General features: G+C 64.8%; 25 protein-coding genes. 14 read left to right on the top strand and 11 right to left on the bottom strand.

Features of this window, described 5'->3' with window-relative positions:
• Positions 1–20: 20 nt before the first annotated feature.
• Both PMI04_RS14085 and PMI04_RS14090 read left to right on the top strand, forming a co-directional pair.
• Entirely contained in the window at positions 21–737 is a 717-nt protein-coding gene (locus PMI04_RS14085) for a CPBP family intramembrane glutamic endopeptidase (RefSeq protein WP_007708833.1), read from the top strand.
• Positions 738–913: 176 nt separating this feature from the next.
• Complete coding sequence (locus PMI04_RS14090; RefSeq protein WP_007708835.1) at positions 914–1,267, top strand: RcnB family protein; 354 nt, start codon at positions 914–916, stop codon at positions 1,265–1,267.
• Between the two features lie 55 nt (positions 1,268–1,322).
• On the opposite strand, the gene PMI04_RS14095 is transcribed toward PMI04_RS14090, so the two are convergent.
• On the bottom strand, positions 1,323–2,726 hold the full coding sequence (locus PMI04_RS14095) for a GntP family permease (RefSeq protein WP_007708837.1): 1,404 nt from the start codon (positions 2,724–2,726) through the stop codon (positions 1,323–1,325).
• A 246-nt stretch (positions 2,727–2,972) separates the two neighbouring features.
• Between PMI04_RS14095 and rpsF the strand changes: the two genes are divergently transcribed.
• The 8 genes from rpsF (at position 2,973) to PMI04_RS14135 (ending at position 7,857) form a co-directional block, all read left to right on the top strand.
• Positions 2,973–3,398, top strand: a complete 426-nt coding sequence (rpsF, locus tag PMI04_RS14100; protein ID WP_007708840.1) for a 30S ribosomal protein S6 — start codon at positions 2,973–2,975, stop codon at positions 3,396–3,398.
• Positions 3,399–3,411: 13 nt separating this feature from the next.
• A complete protein-coding gene (gene rpsR, locus PMI04_RS14105; protein WP_004212076.1) occupies positions 3,412–3,636 on the top strand; it encodes a 30S ribosomal protein S18 in 225 nt (74 codons plus the stop codon).
• 14 nt (positions 3,637–3,650) lie between these two features.
• Positions 3,651–4,247, top strand: a complete 597-nt coding sequence (gene rplI / locus PMI04_RS14110) for a 50S ribosomal protein L9 (protein ID WP_007708844.1) — start codon at positions 3,651–3,653, stop codon at positions 4,245–4,247.
• A gap of 182 nt (positions 4,248–4,429) precedes the next feature.
• Positions 4,430–4,783, top strand: coding sequence for a hypothetical protein (locus PMI04_RS14115; protein ID WP_007708846.1), 354 nt, complete (start codon positions 4,430–4,432; stop codon positions 4,781–4,783).
• A complete protein-coding gene (locus tag PMI04_RS14120; protein WP_007708848.1) occupies positions 4,780–5,010 on the top strand; it encodes a hypothetical protein in 231 nt (76 codons plus the stop codon). Before PMI04_RS14115 ends, PMI04_RS14120 begins: the two co-directional genes overlap by 4 nt.
• A 100-nt stretch (positions 5,011–5,110) precedes the next feature.
• Positions 5,111–6,046: a DUF808 domain-containing protein gene (locus PMI04_RS14125; protein ID WP_283184785.1), complete on the top strand. Its 936-nt coding sequence runs from the start codon at positions 5,111–5,113 to the stop codon at positions 6,044–6,046.
• Between the two features lie 10 nt (positions 6,047–6,056).
• On the top strand, positions 6,057–7,421 hold the full coding sequence (locus PMI04_RS14130; protein WP_007709009.1) for an MATE family efflux transporter: 1,365 nt from the start codon (positions 6,057–6,059) through the stop codon (positions 7,419–7,421).
• Between the two features lie 115 nt (positions 7,422–7,536).
• Complete coding sequence (locus PMI04_RS14135) at positions 7,537–7,857, top strand: hypothetical protein (RefSeq protein WP_007709008.1); 321 nt, start codon at positions 7,537–7,539, stop codon at positions 7,855–7,857.
• A 66-nt stretch (positions 7,858–7,923) separates the two neighbouring features.
• Here PMI04_RS14135 and PMI04_RS14140 read toward each other — a convergent pair whose 3' ends face one another.
• Both PMI04_RS14140 and PMI04_RS14145 read right to left on the bottom strand, forming a co-directional pair.
• On the bottom strand, positions 7,924–8,694 hold the full coding sequence (locus PMI04_RS14140; protein ID WP_007709005.1) for an ABC transporter permease: 771 nt from the start codon (positions 8,692–8,694) through the stop codon (positions 7,924–7,926).
• Positions 8,691–9,623: an ABC transporter ATP-binding protein gene (locus PMI04_RS14145; protein ID WP_007709002.1), complete on the bottom strand. Its 933-nt coding sequence runs from the start codon at positions 9,621–9,623 to the stop codon at positions 8,691–8,693. Before PMI04_RS14145 ends, PMI04_RS14140 begins: the two co-directional genes overlap by 4 nt.
• Before the next feature lie 159 nt (positions 9,624–9,782).
• Here PMI04_RS14145 and PMI04_RS14150 point away from each other — a divergent pair, with 159 nt between their 5' ends.
• Entirely contained in the window at positions 9,783–10,463 is a 681-nt protein-coding gene (locus PMI04_RS14150) for an RcnB family protein (RefSeq protein WP_007708999.1), read from the top strand.
• 55 nt (positions 10,464–10,518) lie between these two features.
• Here PMI04_RS14150 and PMI04_RS14155 read toward each other — a convergent pair whose 3' ends face one another.
• From PMI04_RS14155 to folE, 6 genes are all read right to left on the bottom strand, one after another.
• Complete coding sequence (locus PMI04_RS14155; protein WP_007708997.1) at positions 10,519–11,148, bottom strand: methyltransferase domain-containing protein; 630 nt, start codon at positions 11,146–11,148, stop codon at positions 10,519–10,521.
• Between the two features lie 119 nt (positions 11,149–11,267).
• Positions 11,268–12,509 carry a dipeptidase gene (locus tag PMI04_RS14160; protein WP_007708995.1) on the bottom strand — a complete coding sequence of 414 codons (1,242 nt, stop codon included), beginning with the start codon at positions 12,507–12,509 and terminating at the stop codon, positions 11,268–11,270.
• Entirely contained in the window at positions 12,509–14,887 is a 2,379-nt protein-coding gene (locus PMI04_RS14165; protein ID WP_007708993.1) for a TonB-dependent receptor, read from the bottom strand. Before PMI04_RS14165 ends, PMI04_RS14160 begins: the two co-directional genes overlap by 1 nt.
• A 332-nt stretch (positions 14,888–15,219) precedes the next feature.
• A complete protein-coding gene (locus PMI04_RS14170) occupies positions 15,220–15,996 on the bottom strand; it encodes an enoyl-CoA hydratase-related protein (protein WP_007708991.1) in 777 nt (258 codons plus the stop codon).
• Between the two features lie 84 nt (positions 15,997–16,080).
• Positions 16,081–16,944 (bottom strand): SDR family oxidoreductase, encoded by an 864-nt coding sequence (locus PMI04_RS14175; RefSeq protein ID WP_283184786.1) that lies wholly within the window; start codon positions 16,942–16,944, stop codon positions 16,081–16,083.
• On the bottom strand, positions 16,941–17,549 hold the full coding sequence (folE, locus tag PMI04_RS14180) for a GTP cyclohydrolase I FolE (RefSeq protein WP_007708988.1): 609 nt from the start codon (positions 17,547–17,549) through the stop codon (positions 16,941–16,943). Before folE ends, PMI04_RS14175 begins: the two co-directional genes overlap by 4 nt.
• Positions 17,550–17,703: 154 nt before the next feature.
• On the opposite strand from folE, the gene PMI04_RS14185 reads away from it, so the two are divergent.
• Entirely contained in the window at positions 17,704–18,300 is a 597-nt protein-coding gene (locus PMI04_RS14185) for a nucleotidyltransferase family protein (RefSeq protein ID WP_007708985.1), read from the top strand.
• Here PMI04_RS14185 and PMI04_RS14190 read toward each other — a convergent pair.
• Both PMI04_RS14190 and PMI04_RS14195 read right to left on the bottom strand, forming a co-directional pair.
• Positions 18,297–19,967: an MFS transporter gene (locus PMI04_RS14190; protein WP_007708983.1), complete on the bottom strand. Its 1,671-nt coding sequence runs from the start codon at positions 19,965–19,967 to the stop codon at positions 18,297–18,299. The genes PMI04_RS14185 and PMI04_RS14190 overlap by 4 nt on opposite strands.
• A gap of 47 nt (positions 19,968–20,014) precedes the next feature.
• Positions 20,015–20,770 carry a metallophosphoesterase family protein gene (locus PMI04_RS14195; protein ID WP_081491003.1) on the bottom strand — a complete coding sequence of 252 codons (756 nt, stop codon included), beginning with the start codon at positions 20,768–20,770 and terminating at the stop codon, positions 20,015–20,017.
• Positions 20,771–20,921: 151 nt separating this feature from the next.
• Here PMI04_RS14195 and PMI04_RS14200 point away from each other — a divergent pair, with 151 nt between their 5' ends.
• Positions 20,922–22,130: an acetyl-CoA C-acetyltransferase gene (locus PMI04_RS14200; RefSeq protein ID WP_007708980.1), complete on the top strand. Its 1,209-nt coding sequence runs from the start codon at positions 20,922–20,924 to the stop codon at positions 22,128–22,130.
• A gap of 139 nt (positions 22,131–22,269) precedes the next feature.
• The gene (locus PMI04_RS14205) at positions 22,270–24,447 is read left to right on the top strand and encodes a 3-hydroxyacyl-CoA dehydrogenase NAD-binding domain-containing protein (RefSeq protein ID WP_007708975.1); all 2,178 of its coding nucleotides are present in this window, start codon (positions 22,270–22,272) and stop codon (positions 24,445–24,447) included.
• Positions 24,448–24,453 lie beyond the last annotated feature (6 nt).

A 24,453-nucleotide genomic window follows, 5' to 3' on the forward strand; every position in this document is an offset into this window, starting at 1 on the left:
TGCGCGCCGGAGTGGTGCGCATGAACGGCGTCATCGGCCTGCTCGGCACGCTGGCGCTGCTGCTGGTTGCAGGCGGCGTGATCGGCCTGATCGACCGGCGCGGCTTTCGCCCCGCATGGTTGCTGGTCGCCGCAGCGTTGGTGGCCGCCAATGACGCGCTGCTGACCCGCGCCTATCGCCACCTGCCCGACCTCATCCCTGCTGCCGACTGGAACTGGCAGGGCAAGCTGCTGGCCCTCGCCCTCACCTTGCTGGTCGCCGCGCTGCCCGCCTTCGGCTGGAGGCGGGTCGGCCTGACCCTGCGCCAGGCGCGCGGCAGCCTGACCGCCGCCCTGCCGGTCGCGCTGCTCTACTGCGCCTTCTTCACCGCGCTCGCCCTCTATTTCCCCGATGACCCCAGCAATGCCGAGGAAATCGCCTTCCAACTCACCATGCCCGGACTGGAGGAAGAGCCTTTCTATCGCGGCATCCTGCTGTTCGCGCTCGATCGCGCCTTCAGCCGCCGGGTCCGCTTCCTGGGCGTCGACTGGGGCTGGGGCGCGCTGCTGTCCTGCGGCCTGTTCGGCTTGGCCCATGCGTTCGGCTATGCGGGCGGCCATTTCAGCTTCGATCCCGTCGTGATGGCGCTCACCGCCATCCCTTCGCTGCTGGCCGTCTGGCTGCGCCTGCGCACCGGCAGTCTGCTGCTGCCGATCCTGCTCCACAATTTCGGCAATGCCATCTCGCTGATGCTGTGAGCCGCACAAGAAACTGAAAAAGCATAATTTCTGAACCGATATTCAGATCAAATCGGCTTTTGATACAATTTCCGACAAACTTGCCCCACCCTTGGGACAGGCCTGCGACAAGCGCGGCCTATCTCTGTCTTCGACGCCGGAAGCGGCGCCCTCGAACTGACAAGAGGAGTGAAGACATGTTCAAGAAGATCATCCTGGCCCTGACCGCCACCGCCATGGCCGCCAGCCCGATCGTCACCGCCCAGGCCCAGGCCGCGCCCCATCGCGAGACCGTCCGGGTGGTGAAGCAGACGCCGCACCGCACCGTCGTCCAGAAGAAGACGGTCGTGCGCAACGACCGCCACTGGGCCAAGGGCCAGCGCTTCGACAACCGCTATGCCACCAATTACCGGGTCGTCGACAATTATCGCGGCTATCGCCTGTCGGCACCGCCGCGCGGCTACCACTGGGTCCGCTCGGGCAATGATGCAGTGATGGTCGCCATCACCAGCGGCATCATCGGCGCCGTGGTCGCCAGCGCCTTCCGCTAAGCGTGCCACCGCATGAAAAGCGCCCTGGAGCCACCGCTCCGGGGCGTTTTCGCGTTCAGACAAGCCCGGTCAGATAATAGACCGCGATCACCACGAACACCGTCATCGTCTTGATCAGGGTCAGCGCGAATATGTCCTTATAGGCCTGGCGATGGGTGAGGCCCGTCACCGCCAGCAGGGTGATGACCGCGCCATTGTGCGGCAGGCTGTCCATGCCCCCCGATGCCATCGACGCCACGCGGTGCAGGACCTCTCTTGGGATACCCGCCGCATCGCCCGCTGCCGCGAACTGATCGGCCATCGCCGCCAGCGCGATCGACAGCCCGCCCGATGCCGACCCGGTGATGCCGGCCAGGGTCGTCACCGTGATCGCCTCATTGACCAGCGGGTTGGGCACTGCCTTCAGCGCATCCTTGACGACCAGGAAACCCGGCAGCGCCGCGATCACCCCGCCAAAGCCATATTCGACCGCCGTGTTCATCCCCGCCAGCAACGCGCCACCGACCGCCGCCTTCGATCCGTCGGCAAAGCGCCGGGCCACGATCGGGAAGGCGAAGAGCAGGATGGTGGCGATGCCCATCAGCAGCGCGCCCTCGACCGCCCAGAGCGCCGACTGCTGCGCGACCTTGACCGTCACCGGCTCGGGCAGGCCGGCCAATTGGATGCTCACCACATCCGCCCCGCCGGTGATGCGCGGGATCAGCAGGGTCAGCGCCAGATTGCCCAACCCCACCACCAGCAGCGGCAGCAAAGCAATCGCGGGATGGACGGTCCGCGCCTCCTCCTGCCGGTCCGGTTCGTTGACCAGCGTCTCGGGCGCGCCATAGCCCTCCCCCGCTGCCGCCATCGCCCGGCGGCGCCAGTTGAGATAAAGGAGGCCCGCCGCCGCGATCACCAGCGATCCGACCACGCCCAGCACCGGCGCCGCCCAGGCGGTGGTACCAAAGAAGCTCGCCGGAATGACATTCTGGATCTGTGGCGTGCCGGGCAGCGCATCCATGGTGAAGGTCAGCGCGCCCAGGCCGATGGTCGCGGGCACCAGGCGCTTGGGAATGTCGGCGCGGCGGAACATCTCGGCCGCGAAGGGATAGACGGCAAACACCGCGACAAACACCGACACGCCGCCATAAGTCAGCAAGGCCGTCACGATCATGATCGCCGGGATCGCCCGTCCGGCGCCGACAAAGCCGATCACCGCCGTCACGATCGCGCGGGAAAAGCCCGATATCTCGACCAGCTTGCCGAACAGGGCACCGAGCAGGAAGACCGGGAAATAGAGTTTCAGGAAGGTGGCGACCTTGTCCATGAACAGGCCGGAAAAGGCGGCGGGCACAGCCGCAGGATCGGTCAGGAACACCGCCAGCATCGCCAGCAATGGTGCCATCAGGATCACGCTCATGCCGCGATAGGCCGCCAGCATCAGCAATATCAGCGCCAGTGCCGCGATTGCGACCGCCATCCGTCCCTCCTTCTCTTTTTCTGAAGGGCAGGATAAAGACAGGTAAAGCCCGACTGCAAGCATGGCCGCTGCCGCCCGTGGCTGCACCGATGCCGCTTGCCTTTCCCCCGCTTTTCCGTCATAGGCGCGCCTTCGCTCGGCCCCGGATTCGGACGTCGGACGATTTCGAATGCTTGAGACGACAGCCGGAGGGGCGTTCCACATGGGGTGGGCGTCAGCGATCGGCCAACAGATGAGGCAATACCCATGGCTCTTTACGAGCATGTGTTCCTTGCGCGCCAGGATCTGGCACAGGCGCAGGTGGACGCTCTGGCGGAAACCGCCACCAAGATCGTCGAGGAAAATGAAGGCAAGGTGACCAAGGTCGAGACCTGGGGCCTGCGTTCGCTCGCGTACAAGATCGCCAAGAACCGCAAGGCGCACTACGTCATGCTGAACATCGACGCCCCGGGCAACGTGATTGCCGAGCTGGAGCGTCAGACCCAGATCAACGAAGACATCATCCGCTACATGACCATCAAGGTCGAAGAGCTGGAAACCGGTCCGTCGGTGATGATGCGCAAGCAGGAGCGTTCGGAGCGCGGCGATCGTGGTGATCGTGGCCCCCGTGGTCCTCGCGAAGATCGTGGCCCGCGCCGCGACCGCGAAGAAGCCGCCCCGGCTGCCGAATAAGGAGATCTGAAACATGGCACGCCCGTTTTTCCGCCGCCGCAAGAGCTGCCCCTTCGCCGCCAAGGATGCGCCGAAGATCGATTACAAGGACGTCCGTCTGCTGCAGGGCTTCGTGTCCGAGCGCGGCAAGATCGTCCCCAGCCGCATCACGGCCGTTTCGGCCAAGAAGCAGCGTGAGCTGGCCCAGGCCATCAAGCGCGCCCGCCACCTGGGCCTCCTGCCCTACATCGTGAAGTAAGGGAGTAGATACCCATGGAAATCATCCTGCTCGAGCGCATCGAGAAGCTGGGCGCCATCGGCGACATCGTCACCGTGAAGGACGGCTATGCCCGTAACTTCCTGCTGCCCAACAAGAAGGCGCTTCGCTCGAACGCCGCCAACAAGAAGGTCTTCGAGGCCAACCGCGCGAAGATCGAGGCCGACAACGCCGCACGTCGTTCGGACGCCGAAAAGGCTGCCGAAGGCGTCAACGGCACCCAGATCGTCCTGATCCGCCAGTCGTCGAACGCTGGTGCGCTCTATGGTTCGGTTGCCGTGCGCGACATCGTCGACGCCCTGCACGCCGACGGCATCACCAACGTCTCCAAGGCGATGGTCGTGCTGGAACGCCCGATCAAGACCCTGGGCGTCTTCGACGTCAAGGTCGCGCTGCACCCGGAAGTGACCGTCACCATCCAGGTGAACGTCGCCCGCTCGCCGGAAGAAGCCGAACTGCAGTCGCAGGGCGTCGACGTGATGGCCGACCTGTTTGAAAAGGACGAGACCGGCTTCACCGAGGATTATGATCCGAACGCCGAGCCGGGCGAAATCGCCGTCGAGGCGGAAGAAGCCCCGGCCGAAGAGGCCTGAGCCTTTCGGTTCCGAAAATGAAGAAGCCGCCCCTCACCGGGCGGCTTTTTTGTTGATCTGGGGCGGCATCGCACGCCGACAGCACAGCCCGCAATTTTTGTCCTGTATCGGGTCAAACCCTTGGTTCACCCGATATTCAAATCGGCCTGAATAGCGTATCAACGGGGGGACGGAGAAACGTTATGCACGTTCCAGAAACGATGGAGAATAGGTCCCTGATCGAACGCCTGGCGCGCCATCTGGCGGCGGGTGCCTCGTATAATTGGCCTTATTGGGTCGAAGATGCAGCCAATATCCTGGCCCTGTTGAAAGAGCCTGACGACGCGATGCGCCAGGCGGGCGACACCGCCACATGGGAAGCCATGGTCGATGCTGCGCTGCGCGGCCGCTGGACGGTATTCCCGCCCGACGTCCGGGATGGCGACGATGATGCGGGCACCGACGAGGAAGGCGAGATCACCCTGCTGCCCAGCGCCGTCGACCATAATGAGGCGAATTGGGTCAATATTCACAAATCATCGGAGGAATCGCCGTGAAGGGATTGTTGAAGCTGGCATTTCTAACGGGCCTTGGCGCGGTTGCCTGGAAAAGCTGGTCCCAGCGCAAGGATGCCACCGATGACAGGCTGGACGATCGCGGCCCGGTCGGTTCCTCGGGAATCATACGCGATGCGGGGCCTCAGCATGGCGAGCAGGATTGGGACATGGTCGACGAGCAGTCCGACGAATCCTTCCCCGCCAGCGATCCGCCCGGCAATTTCTGACCCCTTTCCTGCCACACCCCTCCATTGCCCCCAGACGGCACCCGCACTAAGAGACGGGCGCGGGTGGCGCATCGCCACCTCAACAGGGGATTGAATTGACATGCCTTCGGGTCTGATCGCGCTGCTCGACGACGTTGCCGGTATCGCCAAGATGGCGGCCACCTCGCTGGATGACGTGGCAGCCGCCGCCGGCAAGGCCGGCACCAAGGCCGCCGGCGTGGTGATCGACGATACGGCCGTCACCCCCAACTATGTCATGGGCCTGTCGCCCGATCGCGAACTGCCGATCATCTGGAAGATCGCGCGCGGATCGTTGCGCAACAAGCTGCTCTTCCTGTTGCCTGCGGCGCTGGCACTGAGCGCCTTTGCCCCCTGGCTGTTGCCGCCGCTGCTGATGCTGGGCGGCGCCTTTCTCTGCTTCGAGGCGGCCGAAAAGCTGCTGGAAGCGTTGCAGGGCGGCCATGACGAGGCCGAAGAAGCCGCCGCCACCCTGACCTCGAAGCAGCTTGAGGACCAAAAGGTAGCGAGCGCCATTCGCACAGACTTCATCCTGTCGGGCGAAATCATGGCGATTTCGCTCGGCACCGTTGCCAGCGAACCGATCTGGGAACAGGCGATCATCCTGGTCCTGGTGGCCATCGTCATCACCGCCGGCGTCTATGGCGTGGTCGGCTTCATCGTGAAGATGGACGATATCGGCCTGCACCTGGCGCAACGCAGCGCCGCCACCACCCGCGCGATCGGCCGGGGCATGGTGAAGGCGATGCCTGTCATCATGGGCGTGCTCAGCGTCGTGGGTACCGCTGCGATGCTCTGGGTCGGCGGCGGGCTGATCGTGCATGGCCTGCATGAATTCCATTGGGACCTTATCCCCGGCACGATCCACCATCTGGCCCAGGGTGCCGCCCAAGCCCTTCCTGCAGTCGGGCCGATCGTCGACTGGCTGGTCACCGCAATCGGGTCGGGCCTGATCGGCCTGGTGATCGGCGCCCTGATCGTGGCGATCCTCCACCTCATTCCCTCGAAGACGCACTAGGACCAGTCCGATGACATCCCTCTGGCGACGGGAAGCGCGCGCGCTCGTCACGCTCGCCATCCCCATGATCGCGGGCAATGTCGCCTGGGCGGGCATCGCCGCCACCGACCTGTTGCTGCTCGGCCGGCTCGGGTCGGAAGCGGTGGCTGCGGGTGCGCTGGCGATCAACCTGTTCAATGCGCTGCTGATCTTCGGCCTGGGCCTGGTCACCGCTGCCGCCCCGCTGATCGCCAGCGAGCATGGTCGGCGGCGGCATTCGGTGCGCGACGTACGCCGCACCGTGCATCAGACGCTGCGCGCGGCCGCCTGCTTCGTCCTGCCTGCCTGGCTGATCCTGTGGAATTGCGAGGCGATCCTGCGTGCCATGGGCCAGGAGCCCGACCTGGCCCGCGAAGCCGGGCATCTGATGCGGGGGCTGCAATGGGCGCTCCTGCCATTCCTCTGCTTCACCACCCTGCGCAATTTCATTTCCGCGCTGGAGCGGCCGCTCTGGGGCCTCGTCATCATGCTGCTGGCGATCCCGTTCAACGTGCTGGCCGGATGGGTGCTGATCTTCGGCCATCTGGGTTTCCCGGCGCTTGGCCTGCATGGGGCCGGTATCGCCAGCACCCTGTCCTCCACCTTCCTCTTCCTCGGCCTGCTCGCCGTGATCTTGATCGACCGCCGCTTCCGCCGCTACCGCCTGATGGGCCGCTTCTGGACCCGCGACCGCGAGCGCCAGCGGGCAGTCTGGGCGCTGGGTCTGCCGATCGCGATCACGCTGGGCCTTGAAGTGACGGTGTTCAACGCCTCCGCCTTCCTCATGGGGCTGATCGACCGCGAGTCGCTGGCGGCCCACGCCGTGGCGATCCAGATCGCCTCTCTGGTCTTCATGGTGCCGATGGGCATCGGCCAGGCCGCCACGGTCCGGGTCGGCGCCGCCTATGGTCGCGCCGATCGCGCCGGTATCGGCCGGGCCGGCTGGCTGGCCCTGATGATCGGCACCGGCTTTGCGATGGCCGCCGCGCTGATGCTGGTGCTGATTCCGCGCCCGCTCGTCTCGGTCTTCCTCGACCTCAAAAACCCCGCCAATGCCGCCACCGCCGACCTTGCCGTCCGCTTCCTGGCGGTCGCCGCCCTGTTCCAGCTGGTCGACGCGGCACAGGCCGTCGGCGCAGGCGTGCTGCGCGGCATTCAGGACACCAAGGTCCCGATGATCTTCGCGCTGGTCGGCTACTGGATCATCGGCATCGGCGTCGGCGCCCTGCTCGCCTTTCCACTGGGATGGCAGGGCGTGGGCATCTGGCTTGGCCTCGCTGCAGGGCTGGGCACCGTCGCCGTGCTGCTGATCGCCCGCTGGTCGCTCCGTGACCGGCTTGATCTTGTCCCGCGCTAGCGAAAATGAGCGCAACAATTCGTCCTGAAAATCCGGCCGGTTGCACCAAGGGCATATGGTGCGACGCACAAAGCAATTGAAAGACCGGCCGGTTTTTTGATATGGGCAGGCCATCATGCAAGCCCCGACCGTAATCTTCGAAGCCATCGCGCTCCAGAAGTGCCTGAAGGCGACCTATAACAAGATGGTCGTAACCCTGGCGCCCCACATCCTCTACACCCGCCATGACGAGATGTTCATCGACGCCGTCACGGTCGACCGCGACGGGCGCCCCCCGCGCGAGCTGAAGCTGGGTACGTTCAAGCTGGCCGGGCTCAACGACCTGGCCGTGCTGGACGAGACGTTCGAGGCGATGCACGGCCTCTATGACCAGGGCGACGACAAATATAAGGGCGTGACCCTGTTCGCGATCGATCCGCAGAGCGCCGCCGCCTGAGCGAGGGCTGCCCGCATCGACGGATATGAAAAAGGGCGGCCAATGGCCGCCCTTTCCATTTACAGCCTATTTTTTCAGCCGATATCCGGTGCGGAATATCCAGCCAATCGCCGCCAGGCAGACCAGCAGCATGCCGCCCACAAAGGCCAGGCTGTAGCCGATGCCGACGTCGCCCTTGCCAAAGAAAGTCCAGCGAAAGCCCGAGATCAGATAGACGATCGGGTTGAACAGGGTGATGGTCCGCCACGGCTCGGCCAGCATGTGGATCGAGTAGAAGGCGCCGCCCAGGAAGGTCATCGGCGTGATGATCAGCAGCGGGATCACCTGCAACTGCTCGAACCCCTGCGCCCAGATGCCCAGGATGAAGCCGAACAGGCAGAAGCTGACCGCGATCAGCAGCATGAACCCCACCATGGCAAAGGGGTGGGCCACCGGCAGGTCGACGAACAGATGGGCCGTGCCGAAGATGATGAAGCCGACGATCAGCGCCTTGGTCGCCGCCGCGCCGACATAGGCGACCACCGTCTCCATCGCCGACACCGGGGCCGACAGCAGTTCGTAGATGGTGCCGGTGAATTTGGGCATGTAGATGCCGAAACTGGCGTTGAAGATGCTTTCGGTGAACATCGACATCATGATGAGGCCGGGCACGATGAAGGCGCCATAGGGGATGCCGTCAATCTCCCGCATGCGCGAGCCGATCGCCCCGCCGAACACGATGAAATAGAGCGAGGTGGTGATTACCGGGACCAGCAGACCGGTCAGCCAGGTGCGCCGGAACCGATGCAGCTCGAACTTGTAGATGGCGGCGATGGCGCGCAGATTGGGGCCGTTCATGCCGCTTTCTCCTGATGGACCAGGCTCACGAAAATATCCTCCAGGCTGCTCTGCCTTGTGTTGAGGTCCTTGTAGCCGATGCCCAGGTCACCGAGCTTGCGCAGCAGCGAGGAGACGCCGGTGCGCTCGGCCCTTGTATCGAACAGATATTCGATCTCATGCCCGTCCGCCTGCAGCGACAAATCCCAGTCGGCCAGATCGGCGGGCAGGCTGGCCAGCGGCTCGGCCAGCACGATGCGCAGCGTCTTCTTGCCCAGCTTCTTCATCAGCGCGGTCTTTTCCTCGACCAGCACGATCTCGCCATGGTTGATGACGCCGACCCGGTCGGCCATCTCCTCGGCTTCCTCGATATAATGGGTGGTGAGGATGATGGTGACGCCGGTCTGACGCAGTTCGCCGATCAGCTTCCACATGTCGCGGCGCAGTTCGACATCGACGCCGGCCGTCGGCTCGTCGAGGAACAGCACGCGCGGCTCATGGCTCAGTGCCTTGGCGATCATCACGCGCCGCTTCATGCCGCCGGACAGTTCGCGGATCTTGTTGTTGCGCTTGTCCCACAGCGACAGGTCGCGCAGCACCTTCTCGACATAGGCGTCGTTGCGCGGCTTGCCGAACAGGCCGCGGCTGAAGCTGACGGTGTCGATCACCCGCTCGAACTGGTCGGTGTTGAGCTCCTGCGGCACCAGGCCGATGGCGGAGCGCGCACCGCGATAGTCGCGCAATATGTCATGCCCGGCGACGCGCACAGTGCCGCCGGTGGGACGGACATTGGCGCAGATGATCGAGATCATCGTCGTCTTGCCCGCACCATTGGGGCCGAGCAGGGCGAAAATCTCGCCTTCCTCGATATTCAGGTCGACGCCCTTGAGCGCCTGGAAGCCCGACGCATAGCTTTTCGTCAGGCCCTTGATTTCGATGATGGATGCCATGCGGCAGCGCCCCCTTTCCTTGTGCGGGGAAGATAGGGGGCGGACGGCGCCATGCAACCGGCGACGCGGGAAATAGCGAAGCCGCGCAACATATTGGAAAAAGATTGAAGCCTATCGGCGCCAGGCATAGGTTCGGCCCGCCACCATGTGGAGAAGGCTATGAAAAAGGCAGTTCTCTATCTGTCGATCGCGTTGATCGTCATTCCCGATATCGCCATCGCCCAGCAGGGCGGCCGTCCCCCATCCGGCGGCGGCGCGCGCCCCCCCTCCTCGCCTTCCCCCTCCACACGGCCGGCGCCCTCGCCGTCGCGCCCCGGCGGATCGGCCCAGCCCTCGCGCCCCGGTCCCTCGACCCAGCCCTCGCGCCCGTCCGGTCCTTCGACCCAGCCGTCGCGGCCGGGCGGATCCAGCCCACAGCCGCCCCGGCCCGGCCAGCCCTCGCCCGGTCCCGGGCATCCGGGTGGGCCGGCCGTCCAGCCCCCACGCCCGGGCGGCCCTGCGGTGCAGCCGCCGCGTCCCGGTGGCCCCGCCGTGCAGCCGCCTCGGCCCGGCAAACCCGGCCAGCCGCATCGCCCCGGCACCGGTCGCCCACCCAATTTCCGGCCGGTCCATGGCCCGGCCTATCGCTATCCTTCCGGCTATCGCTATCGGCGATGGACCGTCGGCCTGTTCCTGCCGGCCGTCTTCTTCTCCAGCTATTATTATTACAATGACTATTGGCGACTGGGCCTGGGCGCCCCGCCCTATGGCTATCGCTGGGTCCGCTATGGCCCCGACCTGCTGCTGGTCGACGTGCGATCGCGCCGGGTGGTCGATGTGATCTACGGCGCCTTTTATTGAGGCTGTCAGCAAGAGGGCCGCATCATCCGATGCGGCCCTTTCTTGTGCCTGTCGATTATTCGCCGCGTCGGGTGAAACGGAAAACCGTTGCCGGCGGGAAGTTGCGGACCGTCTGGCCTGCACGCACCACATCGAGGTCCAGCTTGTCCAGCACCTCCCGGCTGACCGGCGGCCGCATCGAATAAGTGAACTGGACCAGGCTGCCGCCCGGCTTCAGCATGCGGAAGGCTTCCGACAATATGTCGACATGCATCGACCGATCCATCGCCAATAGCGGCAGGCCACTGACCACGGTCTGATATTCGCCCGGACCACCCGCGGCCGCGACCGAGACGATCTGCGCCGGCGTTTCCAGGATCGAGACATGCGGGAAATGCCGTCGCAGCCCACGCGCGAAGGCGGGATTGATCTCCACCACCTCCAGCATGTCGGCCGGCAGCCCGGTTTCCAATATGGCGCGGGTAAACACCCCGGTGCCGCCGCCCAGTTCCAGCACGCGGCCGCCCTGCGGATCGATGCCCGCCACCATCAACCGCGCCAGATAGCGGCTGCTGGGCACGACCGACGCGGTCTGTCGCGGCTTCTTCACCCAGGCGGCAAGGAAATCGAGATATTCGGTGGCGCGGGCGCGAAACTCGCTGTTGGGCAGGGCGACTGCCCGGCTGCGCTTCGACTTGTGCTGCATGGGCGAAATGCGACCGCTCCTTTCTGGTGCAGACCCCCCTTAGCGGGCCGGAGCGCCCCCGTCGATTGGCTTAACAAGATTTCATGCCGGACCGGCCACGGCCGGTCCGGCCAATCGCATTATTTGCCCTTGCCGGCTTCGGCTGCGGCCAGCACGCGCAGCACGTTGCCGGACCAGATTTTCTGTACGTCCGCCTCGCTATAACCCGCCTTCAGCAGCGCGTCGGTGATCTTGGGCAGGTCGACCACATCCTCCATGCCGACGACGCCGCCGCCGCCATCCCAATCCAGGCCGATGCCGACATGATCGGGGCCGACGACCTTGAGCGCATGCAGCATATGCGCCATGAAATCATCGAAGGTCGGTCGGTCGGTATCGGGATAGAGCTTGTCGATCTCCTGCCGCTTGGCGAGCATCGCGGCCCGCGCCTCGGGCGAAATCTTCGCGTCCTCGCGCATCTGGCTATAGAGCGCCATCAGCGCCTTCTGCCGTTCCGGATTGGGCTTGGACGCGCGCAGATAGGCGCCATAGGCGTTCATCTGGATGACCCCGCCCTTGGCCGCCAGGGCTTTCAGATGCTCGTCATCGATGTTGCGCGGATGGTCATAGACCGCCTTGCAGCCCGAATGGGTCAGCAGCACCGGCGTGGTCGACAGCGCCAGCAGATCGTCCAGCACCTGGTCGCTGCTGTGCGATGCGTCGGGCACGATGCCGAGGCGATTCATTTCCTTCAGCAATTCCTTGCCAAGCGGGCTGAGGCCGCCATAGCGCGGCTTCTTCGACGGATCGGTCGAACTGTCGGCGAACTGGTTATGCGCGAAATGGGCAAAGCCTGACACGCGCACGCCCATGTCGTAGAATGTCTTGATCAGCGAGACATCCTCGCCCAGCGGATAGGCATTTTCGATCGACATATAGACGATCCGCTTGCCCGCCGCCGCGATCGGTGCGGCATCCTTTGCCTCCAGCGCCAGCGCGAAATTATCGGGGTCGGCCGCCACCATCGATCGGATCGACATGCCGCGCAGCAGCGCGAAATCGCGCGCCTTGCGGAAGCCCTCGATCGTCAGCGGCCCCTGCCCCGTATAGATCGCCCAGAAACCGCCATCCAGGCCGCCCTTCTTCATGCGCGGCAGGTCGACCTGGGTATAGTCGCTATGGACGCCATGCTCCTCGTCGATCGACCAGTCGGGCAGGTCGAGCGAGGCAGGCGTATCGAGATGGCTGTCGAGGGTGATCAGCTTCTGGTGCAGCTGATAGACCTGTTTCGACACGCCCCCAGACGCAGATTTTGGTTGCGCCTGTGTCGTAACCGGGAGCAGCGCGACCAGCGCCGCTCCCATCAGATAAATATTCCGCATCAGATTTCGCCCGAGATGGTGAACTGGAAGGTGCGTGGGGACAGCGGCCGGAAGGCGCCATCACCCGTCACCGAGGAGGAGATGAAGGACAGCGTATCCTTGTCGAAGATATTGTCGACGTTGAAACGCGCCTTGATGCTCTTCACCGGGCCAAAGCTCCAGCCATCGCCAATGTCCACATAGCCGCTGAACACGGTATAGGCCGGCACGCTCGACCCGGCGGTGTTGGTGAAGGTCGACCAGCGCTTCGACGTATATTTGCCGGTGATGTTCGCGACCAGCCAGCTTGCCGGCTCGATCGTGACGCCACCGCTGACGATCCATTTGGCGCTGTCCGGGATATATTTGCCGGAAGTCGCATAGGTGACCGATGCGACGATATCATCCTGGAACTTGGCATTATTATAGGTGACGTTGGCGTTGGCATAGGCCAGGCCGTTGAGGAAGGCCGGCTTGTAGGTACCGGCCGCCTCGACGCCATAGGATTCGACCCGACCGACATTCTGGTAGAAGGTTTCGGTGGTGCTGCCACCGCCTTCCTGGAAGGTCGTGATCGACTGGATGCGGTTCTTGAACTTGGTGTAATAGCCCGCGATCGAGGCATAGACCTGCCCCTGGTTGGTACGGAAGCCGATTTCCATATTCTGCGAACGTTCCGCCTTGGGCTGGGGCACCAGCGCGGCGCTGCCCGGACGGGTCACGGCATAGATGTCGTCCATGCCCTTGGGCAGGGCCATCGTCTCGGCATAGGAGGCGAAGACCTGGCTGCGCCCGTCGATCTTGTAGAGCAGGCCGGCCATCGGCAGGAACATGTCGCTATAATGGGCGGTGTTGTACTGCGGCCCCCAGCCCGCGACCGCGACGCCGCCGACGACACGATAATAGTCGTCAAAATCGCGATAGCCACCCAGGCGATAGTCGAGCATCAGCCCCTTGAAGCCGGCGTCCAGCACCAGCCGGTCGTCCATCAGCTTGAGCGTATCCTTGAGGAATATCTGCAGCGTGTTGCGTTCCGAGCGATAGTCGCGGCGCAGATAGACCAGCTCGTCCAGATTGGGCTCGCCGTCGGGCGCGCCGTCCAGCGTGTTGTAGCGGGCCTGGGTGCGATGATATTTATCGACCTCGGCCCAGATGCCGCCTTCCACGGCATTGTTGCCGCTTTCCCAGTGCAGCTTGCTGGTAACGCCATAGCGGTCGCCGCCCACGCCCGACCGGCCATATTGGACGCCCTTGGGCGCGGTCACGCCCAGGCCCACTGCCGCCTGCGGCGTATAGCGGCCCAACGAGTTGGTATAGCTGTCGGGCGAGACGCCATAGCCATTTTTGTCCTCATAATAGAGGGTCGTTTCCGCCCAGACGCCGTCGGCGATCCCGACATGGAAGGTGCCGCCATAGAGCTTGTCCTTCCGCACGTTGATCGCGAGGTTGTAGACGTTGGTATAGTTGGCGTTGGAATAATAGACGCCCGGGACGGTCGGCGCGAAGCCCGGCGTCGTATTGGGTACATTCTCGATATAGGCGAAGTCGCGGCCGCAGGCGCCGACCACGCTGGTCGTGGTGCAATTATACTGGGCGCGGGTGATGGTGGGCGAGTCATAGTCGAAAAAGTCGTTCGACACGAACTTGAAGCGCGCCCAGCTATCGCCGCCCAGATCCGCGTGAATCTGCCCTTCCCAATGTTCGCGATCGACCGAACCGGGGCCGCGCCACAAATCACTGTCCAGCTTGGTACGGCTGACATAGGCCTTGAACGGCCCCACCCGGCCCGTGCTGGCGCGGATGAATGTGCGCTTCATATTATTGTCGCCAAAGCTCTGCGACACGAACAGGCCCATCTCCTCCTGCGGGGCGATGCTGTTATACTGCACCACCGGGCCAAGGCTGGAATAGCTGGGCAGGCCGACGTCGGCGGCACCGACCGATGCTTCCACCACGCCCAGATTTTCATTGTCGACATAGCGGAAGACCGGGCTGCCGCCGAAGGCGTCGCTGCGGCCGGTCGGAATGCCGTCGACCACGAAGCCGATCTGGTCGAGGTTGAAGGCGCGGGTCTGGACGCTGTTGCCAAATTCATAGAGGCCCAGCGCACCGTCGGTCTGGACGTTGAAGCCGGGGAGCTGTTCCAGCATCTTCAGCCCCGAAATGCCCGACGGCGCCGACAGCAGCGCCTCGCGCGTGACGGCCACGACATTGCTGATCTTGTCTTCGCCGATCGCTTCCGACGATTGCGAGATGCGGCGACCGGTCACCGTGATCGTGCCATCCTCGTTGGCCGGCGCAGGTTCCTGTGCCCAGGCGGCGGAGGACAGCGCCCCCGTGCAGCAGGCAAGCAGCAGGGTGGCGCGAAACGCGCGGGAAACGGGCGAAATCGAAGGCATAGTGGCTCCCTGTAGACCCCTTATGGGGCGGTTATGCGCCGATCAGGGGCGCGCGCCTCACCAGGCTTCGCGCCGCTTTCCTCTCCAGTTGTCATTGTACCCGTACGCCCTTTGCAGCGGTGGGTGGAGGCGTTGCTCCGTTGCCATCTGAAACGAGGTGTCCGGGAAAATCCACCACGCGCTTATGATGATTTCTTAAGCGGAATGAACTGGATCAATGGGTTAGCCCATACGATCCGCACGGGGGGTCAGATGCACAGCAAAAACCCTCCCCAGACAGATACCGGGGAGGGTCCGAAAGCTGGCCGTCACATGGAGCTGAAGGAACGGCGTCAGCGCCCCTTCCAGACGCCCGGACGCTTTTCGACGAAGGCCGTCATGCCCTCCTTCTTGTCCTCGGTCGCGGTCAATATCTGGAACAGGCGGCGTTCGGTCAGGATACCCTGGGCCAGGTTGGTCTCGAAGGCGATGTTGACCATTTCCTTGTTCACCATCGCCGCCATCGGCGGCATCGCGGCGATCGCGGCCGCCGTCTTGAGCGCGTCGTCCAGCAGCTCGGCCGCCGGGACGATCCGCGCCACCAGTCCCGCACGCTCGGCTTCCTCGGCCCCCATCATCCGCCCGGTCAAACACATTTCCATCGCCTTGGCCTTGCCGACCGCGCGGGTCAGGCGCTGCGACCCGCCCATGCCCGGAGCCACGCCCAGCTTGACTTCAGGCTGGCCGAACTTGGCCGTATCTGCCGCCAGGATGAAGTCCGCCATCATCGCCAGCTCACAACCGCCGCCCAGCGCAAAGCCGGCGACCGCCGCGATCCACGGCTTGCGCGTAGCAACCACCTTGGTCTGCCAGTCGGAGAAGAAATCCTGCAGGAAAAAGTCCGCCCCCTCCTTGTCGACCATTTCCTTGATGTCCGCGCCAGCGGCAAAGGCCTTCTCGCTGCCGGTCAGCACCGCGCAATGCTGGGACGGGTCGGCATCATAGGCGGCGAAGGCGGCGCCCAGATCGGCCAGGACCTGGCTGTTGAGCGCATTGAGCGCCTGCGGCCGGTTGAGCGTGATCAGCGTCACCGCATCGCGCTGTTCCACCAGGATCGTTTCATATGCCATTGCCGTCTCCCTAAGCTACGAGCGCCGAACTATGTCGGCCAAGAACGGATCGCCAGCCTTTGCGGCCCGGCGATTTTGCCGATCCTATCGGCAAAGATGCATGAAATCGCGGTCGTAGCTGCGCAGATGCGCGCCGCCATCGACATAGAGGGTCTGGCCGGTCACCGCGCTCGCCCCGGCCAGATAGAGCACCGCCTGCGCGATCTGCTCGGCCTGGGGCAGCCGGGCGAGCGGCATCATCTGTTCCAGACGCGCCATCTGGTCCGCGTCATAATCGGGCGTGGCGATGGTCAGGCCGGGCGCGACCGCATTGACCCGGACCTGGGGCGCCAGGCTGCTGGCAGCGGTGCGGGTGAGGCCGGCGAGCGCCAGCTTGGACAGCGTGTAAGCCAGCTGGTCGCCATGGGGATGGTCGATCCGCTGGTCGAGGATGTTGACGATGCAACGATCGCCGGTTCCCGCCGGCACCGTCGCGAACGCCTTGGTCAACAAGGTCGGTGCGGCGCAATTGACCGCATAATGGCGCATCAGATCATCGGCGGTGACGCTGTCGATCCGGTCCTGGCCGAAGATCGCGGCGCTATTGACCAGCAGGTCGGGCGGGCGGCCGAAGCGTTCCGCGACCTGTGCGACCAGCTCCTCGGCGGCCTCGGGGTCGGCGAAGTCGACGACGAACCCCTCCCATTCGGTGCCATGTGCCTCCAGCGCGAGCGCCAGGTGAGAATCGAGCCGCGTGTCATGGCTGCCGTGGATGGCCAGCGAATAGCCCGCCGCCGCCAATGCGCCAGAGATGATGCCGCCCAGCCGGCGATGACCGCCGGTCACCAGCGCCAGCCGGCGCGAAGCCAGCGGCAGCGGCCCGGTCGGGCCTGCATCCTTCTTCGCCCCCCCGATCGGGCGATAGGCGGGCTCGCCGCCCTCTTCCTGTTCGGTCACCCCTTCGCTCACGAGGCGATGAGCTTCAGCACTTCCTCGCGCGACTTTTCGTCGTCGCGGAAGACGCCGAGCATGCGGCTGGTCTTCATGATGACATTGGGGGTGCGCACGCCGCGCCCGGTCATGCAGCCATGGGTCGCCTCGATCACCACGGCGACGCCCTGGGGCTTCAAATGTTCCCAGATGCAGTTGGCGACTTCGGAGGTCAGCCGTTCCTGTACCTGCAACCGGTTGGCATAAGCGTGCAGCACACGGGCCAGCTTGGAAATGCCGACCACATAATCGCCCGGCAGATAGGCGATATGCGCCTTGCCTACGATCGGCGCCATATGATGTTCGCAATGCGACTGGAACGGAATATCCTTCAGCAGCACGACATCGTCATAGCCGCCCACTTCGTGGAAGATGCGCGAAAGATGATAGGCCGGATCATCATGATAGCCGCGGCAATATTCGCGCCAGGCGCGCGCAACGCGCTCAGGCGTTTCCAGCAACCCCTCACGCTCGGGCATATCGCCCGACCAGCGGATCAGGGTACGGATCGCCTCGGACACTTCGGCCGGGACGGGCTCCTTGGAACCTTCGCCTACGGTTTCCGCATCTGGATCAAATACCATGAACAGGGCCACTCCTTCTTTGTCGGCCCCGGCATATGGAGATTGTGTCCCGATATGGCCAGCCCTTTTGCCCGGCTGGACACAACATCGCTCCGGTGGCAAATCGTTGGTTAACGGGAACGCACAATAGCAAAATGGCATTTACAACACGATCATGCGCACTGAACGCATAGCAGCCGTCCTGCTGGCAGCCGGCTTGTCCACCCGCTTTGGCGAGGAAGACAAGCTGATGGCCGACCTGCGTGGCAAGCCGGTCGCCGCACACACGCTGGAAACCGTCGCCTCGATGGCCTTTGCCGAACTGGTCGCGGTGGTCCGGCCGATCCAGTTCGCGCCGGTGCTGCATCGCAAGCTTGACCGGCGCGGCTATGACATCCTGGTCAACGACCATGCCGAGGAAGGCATATCCGGCAGCATCCGCCTGGCGGTCGCGCATCTGATGGACAAGCGCAAGGTACGCGGCATCCTGATCTGCCTGGCCGACATGCCCGACGTGCCGCAGACCCATTATAACCATATCTGCATGGCGGCCGAGGACATCCGTTCGGTGGTCGCCAGCACCGATGGCTTCTCCTCCTCGCCGCCTGCCTTCATCGGCCGCAAGCATTTCCCCGAACTGCTGGCGCTCAGGGGCGACCAGGGTGCCCGTGCGCTGTTAAGCCACGGCATCCAGATCGAGACGATCGGCAATGTGCTGCACGACATCGACACACCGGAAGATCTGGGCCGCCCGCCGGTAACCCCGGTTTAGGTCGAGCGGGTCGGATCGGTCAGGCCGTCGCCCATTTCGCGCGGATCGGGCGCGCGGCTCAGCGGCAGCGACCCGGTCTGGCGTTCCAGCATGCGATGCACCACCGGCAGCTTGCCCCCGCTATGGAGCGCGTGGATAGCCTCACTGTTGGTGATGTCGGCGATGGTGCGCCGCTGGTTGTGGCGGACATAGTCGAGCCAGGTCGACACATGATAGCGCTCGACCCACAATTCCGGATCCCCCAGGTCGCGCATCAGCGACCAGCCATGGGCACCGTCGCGCAGGCGGATGCGCCGGCGCTCGCTCATCGCGCTCAGGAACGGCACCACCGATCCGGCCGGAATGCGATATTCGATGGTGATCACCACCGGGCCGCTGCGCGGCTCCACCGGCACCGCCGTCTCCGGCTCGCGCCAGCGGTTCTGCAGGTCCAGATTATCGTCGCCGGTCTGCGGCAGCGGCCGGATCAGGCCGATCATCGCGGCGACGAACTGGACCCCGGCAGACGCATAGAGCGCCATGTCGACGCCATGCTCCTCCGCCAGATTGCCGAACAGCCAGGCGCCGATCGCCATGCCACCGAAGGCGGTCATCTGGTAGATGGCGACCGCGCGGGCGACCACCCAGCGCGGCGCCGACATCTGCACCGACACGTTGAAGGTCGACAGCGCCATCACCCAACCCGCACCGGCGAGCAGATAGCCCAGCAGTGCCAGCGCCAGATAGCCCGATGCGGCGGTGATCGCCGTGCCCGCCGCCAGCGCCAGCGCCGCCGACCGCACGATCGCCTCGATCGAGAAGCGCGCGCGCAACCGCCGGGTCGACAATGCGCCCGCGACCGCGCCGACACCGAACGCGCCGCTGGTGAGGCCAAAGGTCAGCGCCCCGCCGCCCAGCATGTCGCGCGCGACCAGCGGCATCAGCGCCGACACTGCGCTCGCGCCGATGCCAAAGGCACCCCCGCGCAACAACACCAGCTGGATCTTGGGCGACATCGAGACATAACGGACACCGGCCCACATCGCGACGCCCAGCCGCTCGCGCGGCAGCAGCTTGGGCGGCAGGTCCGGTCGCCAGCGCGACAACACCACGACCAGGCCGATATAGCTGACCGCATTGGCCAGGAACGCCGCCGCCGCGCCCGCCGCCGCGACGATCACGCCGCCCAGTGCCGGCCCGGTGCTGCGCGCGAGGTTAAAGCCCATGCTGTTCATCGCAACAGCGCTCGGCAACACATTGCGCGGCACCATGTCGCCAACCGACGCCTGCCAGGCCGGGCCGTTCACCGCCGTCGCGCACCCGATCAGGAAGGTGAAGCCCAGCAACGTCCAGGGCGTTACCGCCCCCAGCCAGGCGACCAGCGCAAGCGCGGTCGACACCAGCAGCATGACGATCTGGCAGATCATCATCACCTTGCGCCGGTCCAGATTGTCGGCGACCGCCCCGGCCCAGAGCGACAGCAGCATGATCGGCAGCGTCGTGGATGCCGGCACCAGCGCCACCAGCACGGGCGAGGCGGACAGCGACGTCATCATCCAGGCCGCACCGACCGACTGGATCAACCCGCCGAAATTGGACGCCAGGCTCGCGATCCAGATCGCGCGGAAGATAGGAACGGCAAAGGGCGAGGAAGGCTGGGGGGACTCGGTGTCAGGCACGAAAACCATCAAGCGGATTTAGGAACTTGGGTCAAACCCGCGACTCACCCTTTGGTTCATATCCGTCCGGTACGCAGCGCCCGCGCCCAGTCGGGCCGTCCGCGCGCATCTGCTATCGTCGCTGCGGGTTCGACGTCATAGGCGACCAGGACGATCTCCGCATGCCAGCCATCGGCCGTCCGCTCGACCAGCGCATAGCGCGCCTCGGGCGACCCGGTCTCCACCTTGTGCGGCCAGGGCCGGTCATCGTCATAGGCGGGTAGGCCGACGCTGCCCGGATTGACGATCAGCCCGCCATCGGCGCGGCGATGGATGCGCGGCACATGGGTATGGCCGCACAGGATCAGCGGCGCGGCGACGCCCCCTGCCCGCGCCTCCACCTCTGCCTCGGTCGCGGCGCGCAAGCCGTCAGGTTCAACCGTTTCCAGCCAATAATCGATGTCGCTGCCCGGCGTGCCATGGACCATCAATATCTCATCCGTCAGCCACAGCGTCTCGGGCAATTCGGCAATCCAGTCGCGATGACGGGGTTGCAACAGATCATGCGTCACCCGGTCCGACGCGCCCATCCGGTCGGGCGCCAGCGTCAGCAATTGCCGCTCATGATTGCCCCGGATCGTCGGCAGGTCCATCGCCATCAGCCGATCGGCAGTCTCACAGGGGAAGAGCGGCCCCGACAGGATGTCACCGAGATTGACACACAGATCGACATTGCGCGCAGCCACATCCGCCAGCACGGCGTCGAGCGCATCGATATTGCCATGAATGTCGGAAAGAACCGCAATCTTCACCTGGCGCTTGTCCCGCTGCAATCGCGCCCCACATCAGGCCCGCACCTGACCTTACGGCAAGGCCATGTCGGCGGAAACCGACCATTTCAGGCTTGCACTTTACGTAAACGTAAATACATTCAGGGCCACTTCCGGTGCGCCAAAAGCCGCCAACGGAGAGGGAAAAGGAACCATGGAAGCCTATATTTACGACGCCGTCCGCACGCCCCGTGGCCGGGGCAAGAGCGACGGTTCGCTCCACGACATCACCCCCATCCAGCTTGCGACGCAGATGCTCGAAGCGGTGCGCGACCGCACCCAGATCGACACCGCCGACGTCGACGACGTGATCCTGGGCTGCGTCAGCCCGGTGGGCGAACAGGGCGCGGACATCGCCCGCGTCGCCGTGCTGAACGCCGATTATGCCGAAACCGTGCCGGGCGTGCAGATCAACCGTTTCTGCGCATCGGGCCTGGAAGCGGTCAACATGGCCGCTGCCAAGGTCTATTCGGGCGAAGCGATGTTCGCGATCGGCGGCGGCGTCGAATCGATGAGCCGCGTGCCGATGGCATCGGACGGCGGCGCCTGGGCAATGGACCCGGCGGTCGCCTACAAAACCTATTTCGCGCCCCAGGGCATCGGCGCCGACGTGATCGCCACCAAGTTCGGCATCAGCCGCGACGATGTCGACGCCTATGCCGTCGAGAGCCAGCGCCGCGCCAAGGCCGCCTGGGACGAAGGCCGTTTCAAGAAGTCGATCGTGCCGGTCCGCGACGTGATCGGCGGCATCGCCCTCGACCATGACGAACATATGCGCCCCGACGCGACGATGCAGTCGCTCGGCAGCCTGAAGCCCAGCTTCCAGGCGCTGGGCGAGGACATGCCCGGCTTCGACACCGTCGCCCTGCTGCGTTATCCCGAGCTGGAAAAGGTCAACCACGTCCATCACGCCGGCAACAGCAGCGGCATCGTCGATGGCGCCGCCGCGGTGCTGGTCGGCAACAAGGAAATGGGCGAGAAATACGGCCTGAAGCCGCGCGCGAAGATCAAGGCGATGGCCTCGATCGGGTCCGAACCGCTCATCATGCTGACCGGCCCGGAATTTGTCGCCGGCAAGCTGCTGGCCCGTGCCGGCATGACCACCGCCGACATCGACCTGTGGGAACTGAATGAAGCCTTCGCCTCGGTCGTGCTGCGCTACATGCAGGCGATGAAGCTCGACCACAGCAAGATCAACGTCAATGGCGGCGCGATCGCCATGGGCCATCCGCTGGGCGCCACGGGCGCCATGGTGCTGGGCACCGCGCTCGACGAGCTGGAACGTTCGGGCAAGGGCACCGCGCTCATCAACCTGTGCGTCGGCGCGGGCATGGGCACCGGCATCATCATCGAGCGCGTTTGAAACAAGTATAAGACCCGTTCGTGCTGAGTAGGGACTGAGCCTGTCGAAGTCCCGTATCGAAGCATCCTTCGATACGCCATTTCGACTTCGCTCAATGGCTACTCAGGACGAACGGGGTTTGGGAAAGGTAGCCATACCAATGAACACCATCGCATTCGACATCGATGCCGACGGCATCGCCACCCTGACGATCGACGTGCCCGGCCAGTCGATGAACGTCATCGGCCCCGACTTCCTGGCCGACCTCGACGCCGCCATCACGCGCATCGCGTCGGAAGAAGGCATCAAGGGCGCGGTCATCGCATCGGGCAAGGACAGCGGCTTCATGGCCGGCATGGACCTGAAATATTTCGGTTCGATGCTGGCCACGACCGATGGCAGCCGCCCTGCCCCGGCCGCAATCTTCGACCAGGTGTTCGTGCTGAACCAGCTGTTCCGCCGCCTCGAAACCGCCGGCAAGCCGGTCGCCTGCGCCATTGAAGGCACCTGCGTCGGCGGCGGCTTCGAACTGGCGCTGGCCTGCCATCGCCGCTTCGTGGGTGACAGCCCCAAGACCCAGCTCGGCCTGCCCGAAATCCTGATCGGCCTGTTCCCCGGCGGCGGCGGGTCGCAGCGCCTGCCGCGCATCATGGGCGTTCAGGCGTCGCTGATGTACATGCTGCAGGGCAAGCTGTTCCGCCCGGCCGAAGCCGCGATGCTGAAGGTCGTCGACGGCGTGGTGCCGCAGGGTACGGCGCTCGAAGCCGCCAAGGCATGGGTCAAGACCAATCCGAGCGCCAACACCCAACCCTGGGACGTCAAGGGCTTCAAGGTGCCCGGTGGCGCCGGCGGCTTCAACCCCGCCTTCGTCCAGACCATGGCCGGCGCCCTGCCGATGACGCTCAAGCAGACCCAGCGCAACATGAACGCGCCGATCGCCCTGCTGTCGGCGGTCTATGAGGGCATCACCCTGCCGATGGACCGGGCGATCCGGATCGAAAGCAAATATTTCGCCAAGGTCGCCGCCGATCCCCAGGCATCGAACATGATCCGCACCCTGTTCGTCAACAAGCAGGCAGCCGAGCGCGGCGCGCGTCGCCCCAAGGACGAGCCCAAGGCGCCGACCACCAAGCTCGCCATGCTGGGCGCCGGCATGATGGGCGCGGGCATCGCCACCGTCGCGGCGCAGGCCGGAATGGACGTCGTGCTGTTCGACCGCGACCAGGCCTATGCCGAAAAGGGCAAGGCCCATGTCGAGGCGGTGCTGGCCAAGCGCCTGGGCCGTGGCATGACGCCCGAGAAGATGGCCGCCACCCTGGCCCGCGTCACCCCGACCACCGATTATGCCGCGCTCGCCGGCGCCGACTTCGTGATTGAAGCGGTGTTCGAGGATGTCGCGATCAAGGCGGAAGTGACCAAGCAGGTCGAAGCCGTGCTGGGTGCCGACACCATCTTCGGTTCCAACACCTCGACCCTGCCGATCACCAAGCTGGCCAATGCCTGGTCCAAGCCCGAGAATTTCATCGGCGTCCACTTCTTCTCGCCGGTCGAGAAGATGCCGCTGGTCGAAATCATCCTGGGTGAAAAGACCGGCCCGGCGGCGATCGCCAAGGCGCTCGACTTCGTTGCCCAGATCAAGAAGACCCCGATCGTCGTGCATGACAGCCGCGGCTTCTACACCTCGCGCAGCTTCGGCACTTATGTGCAGGAAGGCGCCGAGCTGGTCGGCGAAGGCATCAACCCGGCGCTCATCGAAAATGCCGGCAAGCAGCTCGGCATGCCGACTGGCCCGCTGGCGGTCAGCGACGAAGTGTCGATCGAACTGGGCGTCAAGATCATGACCGCCGCCAAGAAGGAACTGGGCGACGCCTATATTCCCCAGGGGTCGGATGACATCATGCTCAAGATGGTCGAGGCCGATCGCCTGGGCCGCAAGAATGGCAAGGGCTGGTACGACTATCCCGAAGGCGGCAAGAAGCATCTCTCGCCGGTGCTGGGCGAGCTGTTCCCGCTGGCCGATGCGCAGCCGGGCGTCGAGGAAGTCAAGGAACGCCTGCTCTATCGCCAGTTGATCGAATGCGCCCGCTGCTTCGAGGAAGGCGTGCTGGAAACGCCGGAAGATGGCGATATCGGCGCGATCTTCGGCTGGGGCTTTGCGCCCTATACCGGCGGCCCGTTCAGTCATATGGACACGGTCGGCATCGCCCATGTCGTGGCGGTTCTCGACCGGCTGGCCGCCGCCCATGGCCCGCGCTTCGCCCCGACGGCGCAGCTGCGGGAAATGGCGGCGAGCGGCGCGACCTTCTATCGCCCGGTGCCGTCCCGCGCCGCAGCATAAAGCCTT

The organism is Sphingobium sp. AP49, assembly GCF_000281715.2.
GTDB lineage: Bacteria > Pseudomonadota > Alphaproteobacteria > Sphingomonadales > Sphingomonadaceae > Sphingobium.

Excerpts from the sequence above, each read along its gene's own strand:
- PMI04_RS14165 (WP_007708993.1), bottom strand. The coding sequence starts at position 14,887 with ATGCCTTCGATTTCGCCCGTTTCCCGCGCGTTTCGCGCCACCCTGCTG.
- PMI04_RS14155 (WP_007708997.1), bottom strand. The coding sequence starts at position 11,148 with ATGCAGCACAAGTCGAAGCGCAGCCGGGCAGTCGCCCTGCCCAACAGC.
- PMI04_RS14205 (WP_007708975.1), top strand. The coding sequence starts at position 22,270 with ATGAACACCATCGCATTCGACATCGATGCCGACGGCATCGCCACCCTG.
- rpsR (WP_004212076.1), top strand. The coding sequence starts at position 3,412 with ATGGCACGCCCGTTTTTCCGCCGCCGCAAGAGCTGCCCCTTCGCCGCC.
- PMI04_RS14140 (WP_007709005.1), bottom strand. The coding sequence starts at position 8,694 with ATGAACGGCCCCAATCTGCGCGCCATCGCCGCCATCTACAAGTTCGAG.
- PMI04_RS14200 (WP_007708980.1), top strand. The coding sequence starts at position 20,922 with ATGGAAGCCTATATTTACGACGCCGTCCGCACGCCCCGTGGCCGGGGC.
- PMI04_RS14150 (WP_007708999.1), top strand. The coding sequence starts at position 9,783 with ATGAAAAAGGCAGTTCTCTATCTGTCGATCGCGTTGATCGTCATTCCC.
- rplI (WP_007708844.1), top strand. The coding sequence starts at position 3,651 with ATGGAAATCATCCTGCTCGAGCGCATCGAGAAGCTGGGCGCCATCGGC.
- PMI04_RS14145 (WP_007709002.1), bottom strand. The coding sequence starts at position 9,623 with ATGGCATCCATCATCGAAATCAAGGGCCTGACGAAAAGCTATGCGTCG.
- PMI04_RS14170 (WP_007708991.1), bottom strand. The coding sequence starts at position 15,996 with ATGGCATATGAAACGATCCTGGTGGAACAGCGCGATGCGGTGACGCTG.
- PMI04_RS14160 (WP_007708995.1), bottom strand. The coding sequence starts at position 12,509 with ATGCGGAATATTTATCTGATGGGAGCGGCGCTGGTCGCGCTGCTCCCG.
- PMI04_RS14130 (WP_007709009.1), top strand. The coding sequence starts at position 6,057 with ATGACATCCCTCTGGCGACGGGAAGCGCGCGCGCTCGTCACGCTCGCC.
- folE (WP_007708988.1), bottom strand. The coding sequence starts at position 17,549 with ATGGTATTTGATCCAGATGCGGAAACCGTAGGCGAAGGTTCCAAGGAG.
- PMI04_RS14115 (WP_007708846.1), top strand. The coding sequence starts at position 4,430 with ATGCACGTTCCAGAAACGATGGAGAATAGGTCCCTGATCGAACGCCTG.
- rpsF (WP_007708840.1), top strand. The coding sequence starts at position 2,973 with ATGGCTCTTTACGAGCATGTGTTCCTTGCGCGCCAGGATCTGGCACAG.
- PMI04_RS14190 (WP_007708983.1), bottom strand. The coding sequence starts at position 19,967 with ATGGTTTTCGTGCCTGACACCGAGTCCCCCCAGCCTTCCTCGCCCTTT.
- PMI04_RS14090 (WP_007708835.1), top strand. The coding sequence starts at position 914 with ATGTTCAAGAAGATCATCCTGGCCCTGACCGCCACCGCCATGGCCGCC.
- PMI04_RS14085 (WP_007708833.1), top strand. The coding sequence starts at position 21 with ATGAACGGCGTCATCGGCCTGCTCGGCACGCTGGCGCTGCTGCTGGTT.
- PMI04_RS14185 (WP_007708985.1), top strand. The coding sequence starts at position 17,704 with ATGCGCACTGAACGCATAGCAGCCGTCCTGCTGGCAGCCGGCTTGTCC.
- PMI04_RS14095 (WP_007708837.1), bottom strand. The coding sequence starts at position 2,726 with ATGGCGGTCGCAATCGCGGCACTGGCGCTGATATTGCTGATGCTGGCG.
- PMI04_RS14135 (WP_007709008.1), top strand. The coding sequence starts at position 7,537 with ATGCAAGCCCCGACCGTAATCTTCGAAGCCATCGCGCTCCAGAAGTGC.
- PMI04_RS14125 (WP_283184785.1), top strand. The coding sequence starts at position 5,111 with ATGCCTTCGGGTCTGATCGCGCTGCTCGACGACGTTGCCGGTATCGCC.